The following is a 16,013-nucleotide window of genomic DNA, read 5'->3' as shown; positions in this document are numbered from 1 at the left end:
ACACTTAGTATGCCATGTCTTCAAGGCATCTTCCCTAACCCGCAGCGAATCGATTTCGCGGGTGGATCAAAGTAGATGGCGTTAAACATCGCGCAGAAATGCTTTTGACAATTTAACGGTTTGATTAGAGGCACGTGGCGGTTATGTAGCGTTATCACCGGTTCGCAACACTTTATCACCGTTTCTCGGGCTGTTATCACCGATTCGAAGCACTTTATCACCGATTCGGGACACTTTATCACCGATTCTCCACTTTCCACTCCATTTTCATCCTCAAACGAGCACGTCAACAGACCATTTTTCCGATTATCACCGCTTAAGAAGGTTTCATCACCGCTCGACGTCTTGTTATCACCGCTCAATCTGCTTTTATCACCACTCGCCCATTTAATGGGAATTAATTACACTTAGTATGCCATGTCTTCAAGGCATCTTCCCTAACCCGCAGCGAATCGATTTCGCGGGTGGATCAAAGTAGATGGCGTTAAACATCGCGCAGAAATGCTTTTGACAATTTAACGGTTTGATTAGAGGCACGTGGCGGTTATGCAGCGTTATCACCGATTCAGGGGACGTTATCACCGTTTCTCGGGCTGTTATCACCGATTCGAAGCACTTTATCACCGATTCTCGAGCTGTTATCACCGATTCGGGACACTTTATCACCGATTCTCCACTATTACGTTTTTTCATCTTCAATCTGACTCGTTCACCGGATACTTTTCCAGTTATCAAAGCTCAAGCCCCCATCCAAAAAAGCGATACGAAAAAGGACATCATCCTCTTTCGCCTCGCTTCTACCAAAAACCTTCAAGTCACTCACTGACTCAAAAATCCAACCATATTTTAATCGCTGTTCCTAAAATCAACACTGCTAAGATCGTTTGCAGTACTTTCGTATTCATCTTCTGCCCAGCCTTTGCCCCTAATGGAGCGGCAAGAATGCTGGCTACAATCATAATAGCTGCCGGGCCGTATAATATTTGGTCTGTCACAACCTTACCGACCGTTGAACCAATGGAAGAGATAAACGTGATCGCAAGAGACGTTGCAATCGTCATGCGAGTTGGGATTTTTAATACGACAAGCATAATTGGTACTAAAATGAACGCTCCCGCTGCACCGACAATTCCAGCTCCGATTCCTACGATGAATGAAAGGCCAGCCGCGAGCCATTTGTTGAAGACAACTTGATCTGCCGGGATATCGTCAAGTCCCTTTTTAGGAACGAACATCATCACCGCTGCAATGGTTGCTAAAACACCATATACGAGATTAATCGTTCCCTCGGAAATTAAGTTCGAGCCATACCCGCCGATGAAACTTCCTAACAATATCGCACTACCCATATAGATAATGAGTGTTTTATTCAAATAGCCACTTTTCCGATATGCCCACACACCTGAAATCGTGGCGAAAAACACTTGAATTGCACTAATTCCGGACACTTCGTGTGCAGAAAATGCAACTAGTCCAAGCATTGGCGGAATATATAGCAACATCGGGTATTTAATAATCGAGCCACCGATTCCAACCATTCCTGAAATATAAGACCCCACAAAACCTATGAGGAATATAGTAATGATAAACGCCAAATCCATCTCGTAATTCCTCCTTTTCATTAGGAAAAGGGTACCTGGTTAGATACCCCCTCCATGCTAATTAACCTTTTTGAATATAAAACGTGAAAACGCCTGCATCTTCTTTTTGGTCAAGCATTTCATGACCACTAGACTTTGCCCATGCTGTCAAATCAGCAACGGAGCCTTTATCCGTTGTAAGGACTTCAAGAATTTCTCCAGTTTCCATTTCTTTCATCGTCTTTCTTGCACGTACGACCGGCATTGGGCACGCCAACGCCTTTGCATCTAATACTTTTGCGATATTCATTCAAAACCTCTCCTTTTAGTGTGTGTGATTTATCTTACTGCACAACGGTTTGGACCAATTTCCATCTCGCGTTGTGTGTCTTCGTCTGGTACAACTTTCCCCATGTTCGTTTGTCGAATTTCTTGATAAGCATTGGGTTGTGGCGGTAAATTGCCCGTTACCAATTCACGGAACTCCGCTTCATCCTCAATGTTCAACCCATGATTTTTTGCGAATAAAGTGCCTAACTTCTCAGCAACACTGCCATCCGCATTCAATTCCTCAATAATCATGAAGTGAGCTGGAAGAACAACTAGATCTTCCGCAAGTTCACGGTAACGGCGATACAACGTTTCACGTAAATCGCCAACCCAATCCTCCGCTAACCCTGCAAGATCCGGTCGTCCGATCGAGTCGATGAATAAAATATCCCCTGAAAGCAGGTATGCATCATCGACGATAAAGGACGTCGAACCGATTGTGTGGCCAGGAGAATACAATGCTTGAATATCAATTTTCGTATTCCCGACTGTAATTGTCCGACCGTCTTCTAACGGCTCATACTCGAAAACCACTTCCGTTGCATCTTTTGGCGGAAGCCAATAAACACCATTGACCGCCTCCGCAATTTTACGTCCACCCGAAATATGATCCGCATGCAAATGGGTGTCGAGGACATTCGTAATCGTTACCCCTAGTTCATTTGCATAGTTAATAAACACATCTGTCATTCTCGTTGCATCGATAATTGCCGCTTCTCCGTCAGAGACGATCATATACGAAAGACAACCTTTACCGATACGAACGAATTGATAAATAGCTCCCCCGTCTTTCAGGTCACCGACTTTAACAGGCTCTAAATGCTCACTCCAAGCTTTCATACCACCTTGTAAATAGTGAACGTTTCTCCCTTCTTCAGAAAGCATTTCTGCGACAAAGATTGAAGAACCTTCCTTCGCACAAATGACCACAACGTCTTTATCCGTTGGAATTTGGTCAAGAACGTCTTCGACTCCATCCAACAAATCGAAATAAGGAACGTTCAAGTATTGAATATTTTCGCCTTCCACTTTCCAATCTTCAAATGCATCTTCATTACGCACATCCAAGATGAAAAATGATTCTTTTGCAATTACCTTTTTAGCAAGTTCTCCTGCTGTCATAGCTGTAACCGTCATACTTATAGCCTCCTCTTACGTTTCGTTTAATTTGTAAACCAACACAAATCACATGGACTTTTCCAATGCTCCATTCCAACCACTCATACCAGGGACAACATTTTTCACATTCACAAACCCTGCTTCCGTCAGCTTTTGTGCTGCCAAATCACTTCTACTTCCACTGCGGCAAATCACATAGATCAGGGAATCTTTATCAATCGATAACGCATCATCAAGTTCTCCGAGAGGCACGGATTTTGCACCGGGAATATGTCCGAAAGCATATTCCGCCTCTTCACGAACGTCTAAAAGAACAATTTCCGCCCGATTCGCCAGCAACGTCTCCAATTCTTCATTTGAAACAACATGGGGGTACGTTTTCTCCTGTATTTCTTCCGAATTCGACTTTCTTACATAGTGCGTAAGTGTCCCATCCTGTTCAGTCGTACCTAAGTACTGATGACCGGCACTCGTCGCCCACGCTTTCAAATCTGCTGTCGATCCTTTATCCGTCGCTTGAACTTCCATAACATTGCCCGGCGCCAATTCTTTCATCGCTTTCCGCGTCTTCACGATTGGCATTGGGCACGCCAAACCTTTCGCATCCACAATCATATCTGTCTGTATCATTTCAGCACTCCTTTATGCCCATAGGGGTATATTGGTGAATAAAAAAATTTGTTACTCCACGTCGCCTTCCCAGGCAAGCATACCACCTGTCATATTAACCACTTTATAGCCATGACTCTCAAGTAGTTGTGTCGCCATTCCACTACGGCCACCGGAACGGCAAACCATTGTGTATTCAACCGATTTATCCAATTCATGCATACGGAACTCTAACAAACCAAGTGGAATATTAACCGCCCCTGGAATTTTCCCTTGAGCTACCTCATCGACTTCACGCACATCGATCAGATGCACTGGTTGCTTTGCAGCCAACTTCTTCGCCACTTCACTTGTCGTAATGTCTTTCACGTCCAAAACCTCCTATTTTTGTTGCATGAAGTGACCATTCAACCAAGAATCGATCACTTTATACTGTTTTTATTCTCTAGAATTAAATAAACAAATTCACATTGCCGTCTTCTGCATCCGCTAAGTAAGCAGCTACGCCGGCGTACTCAATGCCTTCCATTAGCTCTTCTTGCTGAAGGCCTAACAGATCCATCGTCATTGTACATGCAACTAACTTAATATCTTGTTCTTGCGCCAATTCGATTAATTGTGGGAGTGTCATTGCATTATGCTTTTGGATGACGTGCTTGATCATTTTTGGACCGAACCCTGCAAAGTTCATCTTTGAAATGCCCATCTTATCCGCACCACGCGGCATCATTTTTCCGAACATTTTTTCAAGGAATCCTTTATTCACAGGTATTTGTTCTTCTTTTCGAAGCGCATTCAATCCCCAAAATGTGTGGAAAATCGTCACTTCATGATCGTATGCAGCTGCTCCATTTGCAATAATGTAGGCGGCCATAGCCTTATCGTACTCTCCACTGAATAAAACAATGGTCGTCTTTTTTGTTTCCGTCAATTCAATCTCCCTTTCTTTTTGTAAATTAAATTACCATACCCCGTAAGGTATATTACCGTAGAAAAAGAAAAGAGTCAATGATTTTTTATCGACTCTTTACTAACAAGTCTACAGCTTCTTTCACAATGTCTTCTTGGGTCATCGGATTATTTTCATCTGCATTTTGAATACAGGAAATGATATTGGAACTGACAATGACGCCAATCGTCCTGTCAATTGCTGAACGAGATGCAGATAATTGTGTGACGACTTCTTTGCAATCTTTGCCTTCTTCGATCATTCGTAGCACGCCTTTTATCTGACCTTCTATTCGTTTAAGTCGATTTACGACTTTATCATCATAATGCAAATCGAACAGCTCCTTTCTTAACTTTATAGTAAACATCTTATACCCCTTAAGGTATTCTGTCAACTATATTCATTTTAATACGTTTACGTTTCAGCAAAGTTCGACAATTTATGTTATACTAGTGCTAGACAACTTGATGCACATCGTTTTCAATCAGCTAGTTGTTTTCATCTTGCATTCTACTTGCTTAGGACAAGCCTAAGCATTTTTTCTTTCGGAATGCATGATGAAAAAAGACAATAGGAGGGATTCGATTGGCTTTTCCACGTAAGGAGAAAGACGTTTCTGATTTTGTCTCAGCTCGTCATATCGATGAAGAAATCACATTTGTTCGGAATGATCATGAAGTGAACGGGACGATTCAAAAGATTCTCGAGAACTCAGTCATTGTAAAGATTTCAGACGATGATGCTGACCGGATTGGAGCTGCATCCAATCTTACTGTCGTTGCACACAAGAACTATTCTGTCCATTAATTTATATGAAAAAGGGCTCTTCCACTAGCGAAGAGTCCTTTTTTTGTTCAAATAATAAAATAGGCTAACACAGAAACGCAAATTGACACAATCGTCATGGCCAACAACGGTTTCATGGCACGATCCCGTAAGTCTTTCAAGCTGACGTTCAATCCGAGACCAACCATCGCAGCAGTCAATAACCAAGTTGTAAGTGTGCTGACGCCTTCCATAAAACCAGCAGATACAGGAATGGAATGCCCTAATACATAACTACCGAAAATGCTTAGTAAAATGAACCCAACGAGGAACCATGGGAATTCAATTTTACTCTGTTCTTCGTCTTGCCCTTTGCTTTTACGTTTCATGAGATAAATGAAAATGAAACAAAGTGGTACGAGAAGAAATACTCTACCTAACTTCGCAAGTAGCGCAATTGCTAACGCATCTTCTCCAGCTGGTGCAGCCGCAATGGCTACGTGGGCAAGCTCGTGTAAACTCATGCCCGACCAAATGCCGTAATCTGTCGGAATAAGCGGAACGATTGGACGCAATATTGTATAGCCGATTGCAAATACTGTCCCCATCAGTGCGATGATGCCGACACCAATTGCCGTATCCTCATCCTTCGCTTTTACGATTGGCGCAACCGCAGCAATGGCGGCAGCTCCACATACCCCCGTCCCTACACCTAATAGGAGGGAGATGTTTTTATCCGCCTTCATCCACTTTGCGAGTAACACCATTGCCCCGATTGCAAATGCAATAATGACCGCATCCCTCACTAAGAGACCTAACCCATCCTTGAAGACAACGTCGATATTTAACTTCAATCCGTACAAAATAATTGCTAATCGAAGTAGCTTTTTAGACGAAAACGTAATCCCTGCACGAAGCATTTCGGGATAGCCAAATATTTGTCTGAACGCTACTGCAATAATAATGGCACTTGCCAATTGGCCAATATGGTCAAAACCAGGCACTTTTGCTAATAAAAATCCTAAGAGTGCAATGAAAAATGTAAAAGCAATCCCGGCGATCCATAAGGCATTTTTATTCCCATTCTTGTTAGTCACAGAATCTGAAGCCATTTTGCAAACACCTCCTGCTGTTAGAATAAACGTGTACATATGATAAGTAAAATAAATTATAATAATAGGTATGATAAGTAATCAGTTATTAATAGAGAGGAGTGGGTCATCATGGATCAGCAGCTACAAGTATTCATAACAGTCGCAGAGAAACAGAGCTTTTCGCGTGCGGCTGAAGAGCATCACATGACGCAACCCGCCGTCAGCCAATACATTCGGCAGTTGGAGGAGCAAATCGGGTCAAGATTGTTAGAGCGGACGAATAAATACGTTCGGCTCAATCAGGCAGGAGAAATTGTGTATCATCACGCAAAGGAAATTCTCGCATTGTATACGAAAATGCAAAATCTTGTCGATGATGTCGTACATAAAGCAAGTGGACCGTTGTCAATTGGCGCAAGCTACACGTTTGGAGAATATGTCCTACCACGTATTATCGCCAATTTAAAAGTGAACTATCCTGACATCTTGCCTACCGTTACGATTGGAAACACAACAACAATTGCGGAATTAGTCGCAAGTCACCAGCTGGACATCGGAATTGTAGAAGGTTCATTCAATGCATCGAAATTAATCGTAGAAGATTTCGCGGAAGATCGGATGGTAATTGTTTGTTCAAAAACGCATCCACTTGCTAACAGGCGGGACGCAATTGAGTTAAAAGCGTTAGAACAGGAAATGTGGATTGCCCGGGAACAAGGATCAGGAACGAGGGCTGCAATGGATAATTTATTTCACCAACATCAAATTGCCCCGAAAAAACTGATGAATTTTAGCAGTACGCAGCCGATTAAGGAATCCGTTGAGGCTGGCCTTGGCATTAGTCTTCTCTCTCACTGGTCCATTAAAAAAGAGCTGACGTGTGGTGATTTACAAATGATGCACGTAAAAGGGCTCCCTTATCCAAGAAAATTTTCAATTGTCACGAGTACACCCTTTCAAACGAAAGCCCTCGATGTCTTTATCGACATTTTACGGACGAATAAATTATTAACGACACTCAATTAGCAGGAATTTCCCTTCTCTCTCTCGAACTACATGAGAGAAAGGAGATGTACATACTGTGAGAAGTTTAGTCGTAGCAGCAATCATTGTTTTTAGCGCTGTTTATATCTTTTTCATTCCACCGGAGCCGGTTAGCTTTAAAATATTCATGAAACTGATTCCGATGGCACTCATCATTCTCTTTGGCGCCTTAACTTTACCGCTCGTCTCTTCAACCTATAAAAAAAGAATCCTGTTCGGGTTATTCATCTGTATGATTGCGGACGGTGTCATTTATTGGTTCATGGCAGGATTGGTGACGTTTTTCATCGGACATGTCATCTATATTTTCGCCTTTAAACAAGCTACTCGAAAGAAAATTCCTATTTGGGTAGCGATTTTACTACTTGCCTACGGAATTGGAATGGCCGTTTGGATTGCGGGCTCCCAATTCATGGCCGATCAATTCGTTTTAGGGATCGCCATACTTGCGTACATTGCGGTCATTTTAACGATGGGCTGGATGGCGATAAAAACCGGACTAAAACTCGCCATCATCGGTGCGTTACTCTTCATGTTTTCCGATTCGGTCCTTGCAATTGACCGTTTTATCGTCGAAATCCCTTACCGCGATGCGTTCGTGATGATCACTTATTACGCAGCACAAGTATTGATTGCTGCTAGTATCGGAAGTCGCGTCGTTAAGTATTCCGTAAATCGAAACAATCTGATAAGATGAACATAGCTATTTATCACGTATACAACGCGTCCATATAATAGATTCAAGGCTACATGGACGCTGACGATACAATAAACGCACTTTAACCTCGGGAGGTAGTTACGAATGAAAGAAAAATTGATTGAACGTCTAACACGCTATGCAAAAATTGATACACAATCTGATGAAAAGGGTACGACGACACCTTCAACGCCAGGACAATGGGATTTGCTGCACGTTCTTGAAAAGGAACTGCAAGAAATCGGAATGGAAGAAATTACGTTAGATGAAAACGGCTATTTATTCGCGTCACTGCCTGCGAATACGGACAAAGAAATGCCTGTTATCGGCTTCTTGGCACATGTTGATACGGCAACGGACTACACAGGGAAAAACGTCAATCCTCAACGAATCGATGCGTATGACGGACAGGATATCCAGTTGAATGCAAACACGACGATGACCGTTTCTGCGTTTCCTGAGTTAAAAAACTATGTCGGGCATACATTGATAACGACGGACGGCACGACATTACTCGGTGCTGACAATAAAGCCGGAATTGCTGAAATCATGACAGCCATGGAGTACTTGATACAACACCCAGAAATTAAACACGGAAAATTACGCATTGGGTTTACACCTGATGAGGAAATTGGACGTGGACCACATAAATTCGATGTCGAAGCATTCGGAGCAAATTATGCATATACGATGGATGGTGGACCGATTGGTGAGCTTCAATACGAAAGTTTTAATGCGGCAGGTGCAACAGTAACGTTCCACGGAACGAATGTGCACCCTGGTTCCGCAAAAGATAAAATGGTGAACTCCATCTTACTTGCTAATGCATTTCAAGCAGCGATGCCCGTCGATGAAATTCCTCAGAAAACAGATGGGTATGAAGGGTTCATTCACCTAATGGATGTGAGCGGGTCTGTTGAGAAGACGGAGTTGAGTTACATCATCCGTTATTTTGACCGTGAAACGTTCGAAGCGCGCAAACAGCTGATGATTGAAACAGCGGAGCAGATGAAAAAACAACACGGTGATCATGCAGTAGAATTGGAACTCGTGGAGCAATATTTCAATATGGGTGAGAAGATTGAGCCTGTCATGGAAATCGTGGATATTATTGCGGATGCATTCAAAATGCTCGATATTGAACCGAATATTGTTCCTATCCGCGGCGGCACGGACGGTTCACAGCTTTCCTATATGGGGATGCCAACACCAAACATCTTCACAGGCGGTGAAAACTATCACGGAAAGTATGAATATATTTCCGCAGACAATATGGTAAAAGCAACAGAAGTCATTATCCAAGCTGTTCAATTATTCGAGGAACGCGCTTAAGGAGGCTTACCCCTTATGAAAGCCATTTGGATTGGGATCATCTCTGCGTTATTTTTTGCAGTCACTTTCGTTTTAAATAGATCGATGGAAATGTCGGGAGGCAGCTGGTTATGGAGTGCTTCCCTCCGCTATTTCTTCATGGTCCCTTTCCTTATTGCCATTGTCGCTTATCGAAAGGGGCTCGGTAATATGCGAAAAGCGATGCTCGCTACGCCAGTTCCGTTTTTCATTTGGAGTGTCGTTGCATTCGTATTATTCTACGCGCCTTTGACGTTTGCTGCAGGCTATAGTCCCGGTTGGTTACTGGCAGGAACGTGGCAACTGACGATTGTTGCAGGGGTCCTGCTTGCACCACTGTTCGTTATCGTCGTTCAGACGAAGCACGGTGAGCAACGAATCCGACAAAAAATTCCGCTTGCGTCGTTGGGGATTACGTTGGTCATATTTATAGGGGTTGTGATCATTCAAATACCGAATGCAAACAGTGTGGACGCGCGGACATTCGTGCTCGGCATTCTTCCGGTACTCCTTGCTGCATTTGCCTATCCGTTAGGAAACCGAAAAATGATGGACTTATTGCAAGGTCGATTGGATACTTTTCAACGTGTCCTTGCTATGACATTGATGACGATCCCTGTTTGGATTGGATTTGCAATTTATGCACTACTCACTGTCGGTCCACCGTCTACAAATCAAGTCGTCCAATCGTTAATTGTCGCCGTTAGTTCAGGCGTCATCGCGACGACACTATTTTTCCTGGCAACGGACCTTGTTCAAAATGACCAAGGGAAACTTGCAGCCGTGGAAGCAACCCAGTCGACTGAGCTTATTTTTGCAATGATTGGCGAAATGCTCATTTTACATATCGCCTTACCTGGCACACTATCACTAATTGGCGTAGTAGTCATCATCATTGGCATGGGCTTGCATAGTTATCAGACGGCTGTCGCGAATAAACATAAAACTGCCAACCTCCCCGAATAACGCTCGTTCCATGATGCGGATTTATCGCGATCATGGAACGTTTTTGCTTCAAGCCGATTCAATTCGAATCTTAGCCGGTCTACGAACGATTAATTTTTCTTGTAGTGTAGCGAGCAAAAATGTAGCCATCAATACGAGCACAGTTGCTAGCGCGAGCGTCATCATCCCTGTTGAAAACGAAAACGTAAAGTTCTTCATCGTTACGGCCAGTTCGTTTGTAACTACTTTTGAAACTGAAAAGTAGTGGAATGGACTGTAAGGAGCAAAGGCGGATAAGGACGATGCCTCACTCATATTCATGCCTAAAAATAGTATAGTGAGCACTAAACTTATCGCTACAGGCACTCTTTTTGTTAGGACGGAGAATAAAAACAACAGGGCATAACAAAACAAGAGTACCATTATGAATAAAATCATCGATTTGATTAAAAATGTGCTCATATTCATAAAATAAAATGAATATTTCTCCCCGTATATGAGCACTGGATAATTCCAATGGCCAAGGCGGTCGAAAATGGTTCCGAGTAATAAAGCGAAAACGCCTATACCGAAAAGGAGTAGGAGCGTAGCAATTACGACCGTTACAAATTTACTCACAAGGATGTAACCACGTCGAATGGGTTGGCTTCGAAGCAAGAGAATCGGTCCGCTTGTGCCTAATCGCTCTCTTGTGACGATATCTCCAAAAATCAATAGAAAAAAACTGGCCCCAAAAACACTAAAAATAACCGAGAACAGATGGTGCACATAATAAATACCTGTAGATGAATATTTCGTACTGAGTTTCTTAATCGATTCTTCCAATCCAGGTAAATCATAAACAACATCATATGCCGTTCGATAAGCTAACGAGTTAATCGGGTAAACGGGAATGATTTCGTGTTCCCGCATCCATTTGTACTGTTCATAATTGGTTTCGGTTGTAAAAAGCGTCTGCCATGTAGAAGTATAATAATCAAAGTTAGCAAGATCACGCTTCACAATCGGTTCCAAATGATCCAATTCCATATCTAACAAGGCCATCCAATCTTCATTTTTATATCCGTTTAGCTTTACTTTATGTTCTTCGATAATGCCTTTTAAATCAGTAATTCGCAAAACTACTTCTTCGTCATCCGCTTTAACTTCGCCTTTCTTGATAGATTCCTCTAGTTCAGCCAGTTCATTTGAAACGTTAATGATCTTTGCTTCTGACTCTGCTTGTAAGTCGTTTGCTCGAATTGTATTGGTATAGATAAAAACAAAATAAGTAAGCACAAAAATAGAAGAAATAAGAAGCATTAGTTGAAAGAATTTAGATTTCATCACTTTTGTCAATTCGAATTGTATTAAGTTCAACATAATGACAACTCCAATCATTTTACTCTGTGGGAGGTGTGCCTACCAGCATACGCAGTACATTCTATGTATATTATGTAATAGATATTTCCATCTAGGAGAACACTGATCTTGCAGAGATTCTCCTAGATAGTTCTACACTTTGTGCCCGAAAACATGACTAGAGCCATACTACATGCAACCAACAATCCAACAAGTTTCTTCATTACTTACACCTCCTAAATAGTATTTTTTCTTACACTTATTACTATTTCCACACCCACACCAATAACCCTTTAAATATTCTTAAATTTTTATTTAAATAAATTATTTTTAATGGTAATATATTGAATAAGTAACCTAGAGGGGGAGAGTATATTTGAAGAATTGGGTAATACTGTTGTTTTTTTCTGCCACCTTCATAGTAGGAGGTTGTTCTAATGAGACACCGGCACCTGATTCATTACAAAATGAAGAGGTTGAACTTGGTAGACCAGATGGACTCTTTCAAACGAGAATGGCTGCATTTAAGCCCAAGTATTCAAAGCATTGCTGGGAGGACGAAGAGCAATCTTGCGCATTTGAACCGTTTAACCCAACAAGAGCATTAGAAGATGGAATTCCTACTAAGAGCGGTCCAGGTGAAAAAATTATACTGGGGTTATCTGCTGACGCAAATTCTAATGTGCCACAACCAGATAATTATCGTGTGTTTCTATATGCAGGCGAGGATGATCCTGGAACTCCGATTGACGTAATCGACAACAAAATTACCGTTCCTGAGGAAAAGGGAAAGTATTACTATCATGTCATTGCCGAGTGGACTGAAGACGTAAAAGGCGAAGCGGTTTTCATCTTTTCAATCACCGTAAAGCCGTAATGGGGGATACCATTCAACTGTTCCTCACCATCAAGCATTACAACTTCTGGAAATATTTCTTTAAGGTATCAATGAAGCTCGGACAAGTTAAAACTCCATAGAATCAAAAATCGCGTGAAACCAAGTTTCGAGAACCTTGGTTTCACGCTGTGCAAATCATTTATTCCTCGTAAACCCCTATAACTTCTACTGCCTCTTCGGTCAATGATGTATCAATTGCTTTATCAAAATCGATATCTCCTAGAATTGCTCCATTTGCGTTGTACGTGTCGTATTGCTTTTTAATATCTTCTACGAACATTTTGCCGTTTGGATCGAGTCCCGTCACGAAGACGCGATCCCATAGCTCAGGGTCTTTCAATGCCGTGTGCTTCACCATGATGTCAACGATTTCAGCCTTGCCAATGTCTTTGAAGAAGGCATCATTGTAATCTCTTACGCCTTTTAAATACGCTGCCATGAAGCGTAAGGAGATTTCTTCCTCCCCCATAAATTTCGGTGAAGCAAGCACCATAGCAATTTGTGATTCAGGCGCATAATCGGTCGTGTCTCCAAATCGTACGTGGAACCCCTCTGCAATTCCTTGTGCGATTAACGGTTCAATACTAAGCGCTGCATCAATTGTTCCCGAATCGATTGCTCCTAACATTGTACCAAAGTCAGCCATATGGACATACTCTACGTCTTCCTCTGTTAATCCTGCATGTTTCAACATTTCTTCGTAAATATAGCCATCAATCGAGTTTCTGGACGATACGCCAATCTTCTTGCCTTTAAAGTCCGGATAATCTTTTATTTCGTCCACCATATGATTGCCTATTACAAACGAGAAGTACGATTTTCCAGGCATATTATGTCCTTTATCTGCAATGATCCTCACGTCGATACCTTGCGCAATTGCATTGAAGAATGAAGCAGTCGAGACGCCTCCTGCAATATCCACTTCCCCAGCCGCTAGTGCCGGCAGCATATCATCACTGTTGGCGAAATCCGCGAAATCCACCTCAATGTTATAGTCTTCAAAGTAGCCTTTTTCCTTCGCGATATAGAAGCCCGCTCCTGAAGCAGCGCCATCTTCTGCGATTAACACTTTCACACGCTTATCGAGCGGCGCTAAGTCTCCGGATGGTACTTCTACTGTTGTATCTCCCGGATCCTTCCCATCCGTCGGTTCTTTTGCAGGTTCTTTCTTGGCACATGCGCCTGCGAGTAATAGAACAAACGCAACTAACAACATCCATCCAACTCGAAATCCTTTCCTCATGTTTTCTCCCCTTTTCGACCGTTTTCTTTTCTTGAACGTTGCACTTCGTGTTGCAAATGATTCCAAATGTCGACAAACTGTCCCGCCATAACAGGGTCTTTCCGTATATCTTCAATCGTACGAGGTCTTGGCGTATCGATATGGATTTGATTAATGATCTTGCCTGGTTGAGCACTCATTAATAAAATTCGATCTCCGAGCAGCAATGCTTCATCTATGCTATGGGTGATGAAAATTACGGTTTTCTTTGTTTCAGCCCAGATTGATAACAATTCTTCTTGGAGGATAAATTTGTTTTGTTCATCCAACGCTGCGAACGGTTCATCCATGAGCAAGATTTCCGGATCATTGGCAAATGCTCTGGCAATGCTTACCCGTTGTTTCATGCCCCCTGATAGTTCTTTTGGATACAAATGTGCGAACTTATCCAGTCCGGTTTTCTTCAAATAATAGTCCGTACGATCTCGAATTAGTGATTTCGGCATTTTTCGCATCTTTAATCCGAATGCGACATTTTCCTTCACCGTTAGCCAAGGGATGATGCCCCTTTCTTGGAACACCATTGATTGCAACGGGCGTCCCTCTTGTACGGAACGAATTTCGAATTCCCCTACACTCGGTTGTTCAAGACCAGCTAGAATTCGAAGTAACGTCGTTTTACCACAACCACTCGGTCCGACAATACAGACAAACTCCCCCTCACCAATCGAGAGGGAAATGTCGTCTAGCGCTGTCACACTTGCTTGTTTTTTGTAAAAGGCTTTCGTTAAATTTCTAATTTCAATTTTCGATTCTTTACGCATCTCATCACCTCCAAGGTAGCAACTTTTTCTGAACACCGCGAAGCAATAAGGAGAATAGATAGCCGAAAAATGAAATCAGAATGAGTCCGACATACATTTCCTTCAGCAGGAAGGCTTTGTAGGACGTCCATATTAAGTATCCGATTCCAGAGGTAGCCCCCATCATTTCTGCGGCAACAATTGTCAACAAGGCGATTGCCTGCCCCATTTGAATGCCTTCCAGCATGACCGGGAATGCCCCGGGTAACGCAATCTTGAAAAAGAACTGCACCTTTCCGGCTCCATAATTTTTCGCAACGTCCAAATAAATTCGGTCAATATTTAACACACCTGCTGCCGTATTAATAACGACAGGGAAGAAAACACTTCCAGCGATCGTAACGACTTTCGACAAATCACCAATCCCAAAAAGAATAATGATGATCGGGAGCAAAGCCAATGTAGGAATTGGCATAAGCGCCATCACAATTGGCTGTACAAAATGTCGAATTGGAGAATAAAGCCCCATCAGTAACCCAATGACAACTCCAGGTATAACGCCTGCTAGGAATCCAGCAAAAATCCGGTACAACGAAATGCCGATATGTTCAGCCATTACACCACTCGTCACCATGTCGAAAAACGTGCCGATAATTGCGGAAGGTGGCGGAAAAAAGCGGATATCCATGATTCCCGTCCTCGACAACACTTCCCATACGAGCAATAGGAAAATCGGAGAAGCAATTGTTAACAGTTGCTTATACCGTTCCTTTGATTGTCGTTGCTTCCACTCCCGCTGTTCCACCGCAAACGGATCCTGTTCAACAAACACTCGATCTTTTTTCAACGTTCACCACCTCTTCATATCATTAATATGTATACGCCTATTCAGATGGTTGGGCAGAATGGGCTGGATTTTAGGGATTGAGAGGGATTTTTGTCGGTGTGGGTAGGCATTTGGGAGATTTGGGATTTTTGTAGTCGGAGGCAGTTGGGTTTGAGCGCGGGACTCACTTCCTTGAGCGTGAAAACCGCTTCCTTGAGCGCGGGACTCACTTCCTTGAGCGCGAAACTCGATTCCTTGAGCGCAGGACTCACTTCCTTGAGCGCGAAACCCACTTCCTTGAGCGTGGAACTCGCTTCCTTGGGTGACGTACAATAGTCTGTGTAAACACAAAAAAGATAGGGCATCCTCAAGGTTAATCACTACAAAAACCAAGGAGGATGCACTATCTATGTCTAGTATAATCGATAATCTCTTTTCTAA

18 protein-coding genes are annotated in these 16,013 nt (G+C 42.6%); 6 read left to right on the top strand and 12 right to left on the bottom strand.

Features of this window, described 5'->3' with window-relative positions; all coding sequences use genetic code 11:
• Positions 1-827 precede the first annotated feature (827 nt).
• The 7 genes from QT711_RS13065 to QT711_RS13035 all read right to left on the bottom strand — a co-directional run bounded on the left by QT711_RS13065 (position 828) and on the right by QT711_RS13035 (position 4,918).
• Positions 828-1,601 carry a sulfite exporter TauE/SafE family protein gene (locus QT711_RS13065; protein WP_317944926.1) on the bottom strand — a complete coding sequence of 258 codons (774 nt, stop codon included), beginning with the start codon at positions 1,599-1,601 and terminating at the stop codon, positions 828-830.
• Between the two features lie 61 nt (positions 1,602-1,662).
• Entirely contained in the window at positions 1,663-1,890 is a 228-nt protein-coding gene (locus QT711_RS13060; protein ID WP_317944925.1) for a sulfurtransferase TusA family protein, read from the bottom strand.
• 29 nt (positions 1,891-1,919) lie between these two features.
• Complete coding sequence (locus QT711_RS13055; RefSeq protein WP_317944923.1) at positions 1,920-3,047, bottom strand: MBL fold metallo-hydrolase; 1,128 nt, start codon at positions 3,045-3,047, stop codon at positions 1,920-1,922.
• A gap of 48 nt (positions 3,048-3,095) precedes the next feature.
• The gene (locus QT711_RS13050; protein ID WP_317944922.1) at positions 3,096-3,659 is read right to left on the bottom strand and encodes a sulfurtransferase TusA family protein; all 564 of its coding nucleotides are present in this window, start codon (positions 3,657-3,659) and stop codon (positions 3,096-3,098) included.
• Positions 3,660-3,710: 51 nt separating this feature from the next.
• On the bottom strand, positions 3,711-4,007 hold the full coding sequence (locus tag QT711_RS13045; protein ID WP_317944921.1) for a rhodanese-like domain-containing protein: 297 nt from the start codon (positions 4,005-4,007) through the stop codon (positions 3,711-3,713).
• Positions 4,008-4,089: 82 nt separating this feature from the next.
• On the bottom strand, positions 4,090-4,569 hold the full coding sequence (locus tag QT711_RS13040) for a DsrE/DsrF/DrsH-like family protein (protein WP_317944919.1): 480 nt from the start codon (positions 4,567-4,569) through the stop codon (positions 4,090-4,092).
• Between the two features lie 85 nt (positions 4,570-4,654).
• The gene (locus tag QT711_RS13035) at positions 4,655-4,918 is read right to left on the bottom strand and encodes a metal-sensitive transcriptional regulator (protein WP_317945055.1); all 264 of its coding nucleotides are present in this window, start codon (positions 4,916-4,918) and stop codon (positions 4,655-4,657) included.
• A 254-nt stretch (positions 4,919-5,172) separates the two neighbouring features.
• Here QT711_RS13035 and QT711_RS13030 point away from each other — a divergent pair, with 254 nt between their 5' ends.
• On the top strand, positions 5,173-5,394 hold the full coding sequence (locus tag QT711_RS13030) for a DUF2187 family protein (protein ID WP_317944917.1): 222 nt from the start codon (positions 5,173-5,175) through the stop codon (positions 5,392-5,394).
• A 47-nt stretch (positions 5,395-5,441) separates the two neighbouring features.
• Here the strand turns inward: QT711_RS13030 and QT711_RS13025 are convergent, their stop codons facing one another.
• Positions 5,442-6,464 (bottom strand): YeiH family protein, encoded by a 1,023-nt coding sequence (locus tag QT711_RS13025; RefSeq protein ID WP_317944915.1) that lies wholly within the window; start codon positions 6,462-6,464, stop codon positions 5,442-5,444.
• Between the two features lie 111 nt (positions 6,465-6,575).
• Between QT711_RS13025 and QT711_RS13020 the strand changes: the two genes are divergently transcribed.
• From QT711_RS13020 to QT711_RS13005, 4 genes are all read left to right on the top strand, one after another.
• On the top strand, positions 6,576-7,472 hold the full coding sequence (locus tag QT711_RS13020; protein ID WP_317944913.1) for a LysR family transcriptional regulator: 897 nt from the start codon (positions 6,576-6,578) through the stop codon (positions 7,470-7,472).
• Positions 7,473-7,527: 55 nt separating this feature from the next.
• The gene (locus tag QT711_RS13015) at positions 7,528-8,187 is read left to right on the top strand and encodes a lysoplasmalogenase (protein WP_317944911.1); all 660 of its coding nucleotides are present in this window, start codon (positions 7,528-7,530) and stop codon (positions 8,185-8,187) included.
• Between the two features lie 105 nt (positions 8,188-8,292).
• Positions 8,293-9,519, top strand: coding sequence for a peptidase T (pepT, locus tag QT711_RS13010; RefSeq protein WP_317944909.1), 1,227 nt, complete (start codon positions 8,293-8,295; stop codon positions 9,517-9,519).
• Between the two features lie 15 nt (positions 9,520-9,534).
• Positions 9,535-10,503 (top strand): DMT family transporter, encoded by a 969-nt coding sequence (locus QT711_RS13005; RefSeq protein ID WP_317944908.1) that lies wholly within the window; start codon positions 9,535-9,537, stop codon positions 10,501-10,503.
• Positions 10,504-10,551: 48 nt separating this feature from the next.
• Here the strand turns inward: QT711_RS13005 and QT711_RS13000 are convergent, their stop codons facing one another.
• Positions 10,552-11,844 carry an ABC transporter permease gene (locus QT711_RS13000; protein WP_317944906.1) on the bottom strand — a complete coding sequence of 431 codons (1,293 nt, stop codon included), beginning with the start codon at positions 11,842-11,844 and terminating at the stop codon, positions 10,552-10,554.
• A 355-nt stretch (positions 11,845-12,199) separates the two neighbouring features.
• Here QT711_RS13000 and QT711_RS12995 point away from each other — a divergent pair, with 355 nt between their 5' ends.
• The gene (locus QT711_RS12995) at positions 12,200-12,700 is read left to right on the top strand and encodes a hypothetical protein (protein ID WP_317944904.1); all 501 of its coding nucleotides are present in this window, start codon (positions 12,200-12,202) and stop codon (positions 12,698-12,700) included.
• A gap of 160 nt (positions 12,701-12,860) precedes the next feature.
• Here the strand turns inward: QT711_RS12995 and QT711_RS12990 are convergent, their stop codons facing one another.
• From QT711_RS12990 to QT711_RS12980, 3 genes are read right to left on the bottom strand one after another with little or no spacing between them, the layout of a single operon-like run.
• Positions 12,861-13,964 carry an ABC transporter substrate-binding protein gene (locus QT711_RS12990; protein WP_317944902.1) on the bottom strand — a complete coding sequence of 368 codons (1,104 nt, stop codon included), beginning with the start codon at positions 13,962-13,964 and terminating at the stop codon, positions 12,861-12,863.
• Positions 13,961-14,767, bottom strand: a complete 807-nt coding sequence (locus tag QT711_RS12985; RefSeq protein WP_317944900.1) for an ABC transporter ATP-binding protein — start codon at positions 14,765-14,767, stop codon at positions 13,961-13,963. The genes QT711_RS12990 and QT711_RS12985 overlap by 4 nt, the downstream gene beginning before the upstream one ends.
• Before the next feature lie 4 nt (positions 14,768-14,771).
• Complete coding sequence (locus tag QT711_RS12980; protein WP_317944899.1) at positions 14,772-15,593, bottom strand: ABC transporter permease; 822 nt, start codon at positions 15,591-15,593, stop codon at positions 14,772-14,774.
• Between the last annotated feature and the right edge of the window lie 420 nt (positions 15,594-16,013).

This window comes from Sporosarcina saromensis (genome assembly GCF_033253735.1).
In the GTDB taxonomy this organism is placed as follows: domain Bacteria; phylum Bacillota; class Bacilli; order Bacillales_A; family Planococcaceae; genus Sporosarcina; species Sporosarcina saromensis.
This window is presented reverse-complemented; position numbering and strand designations above follow the sequence as displayed.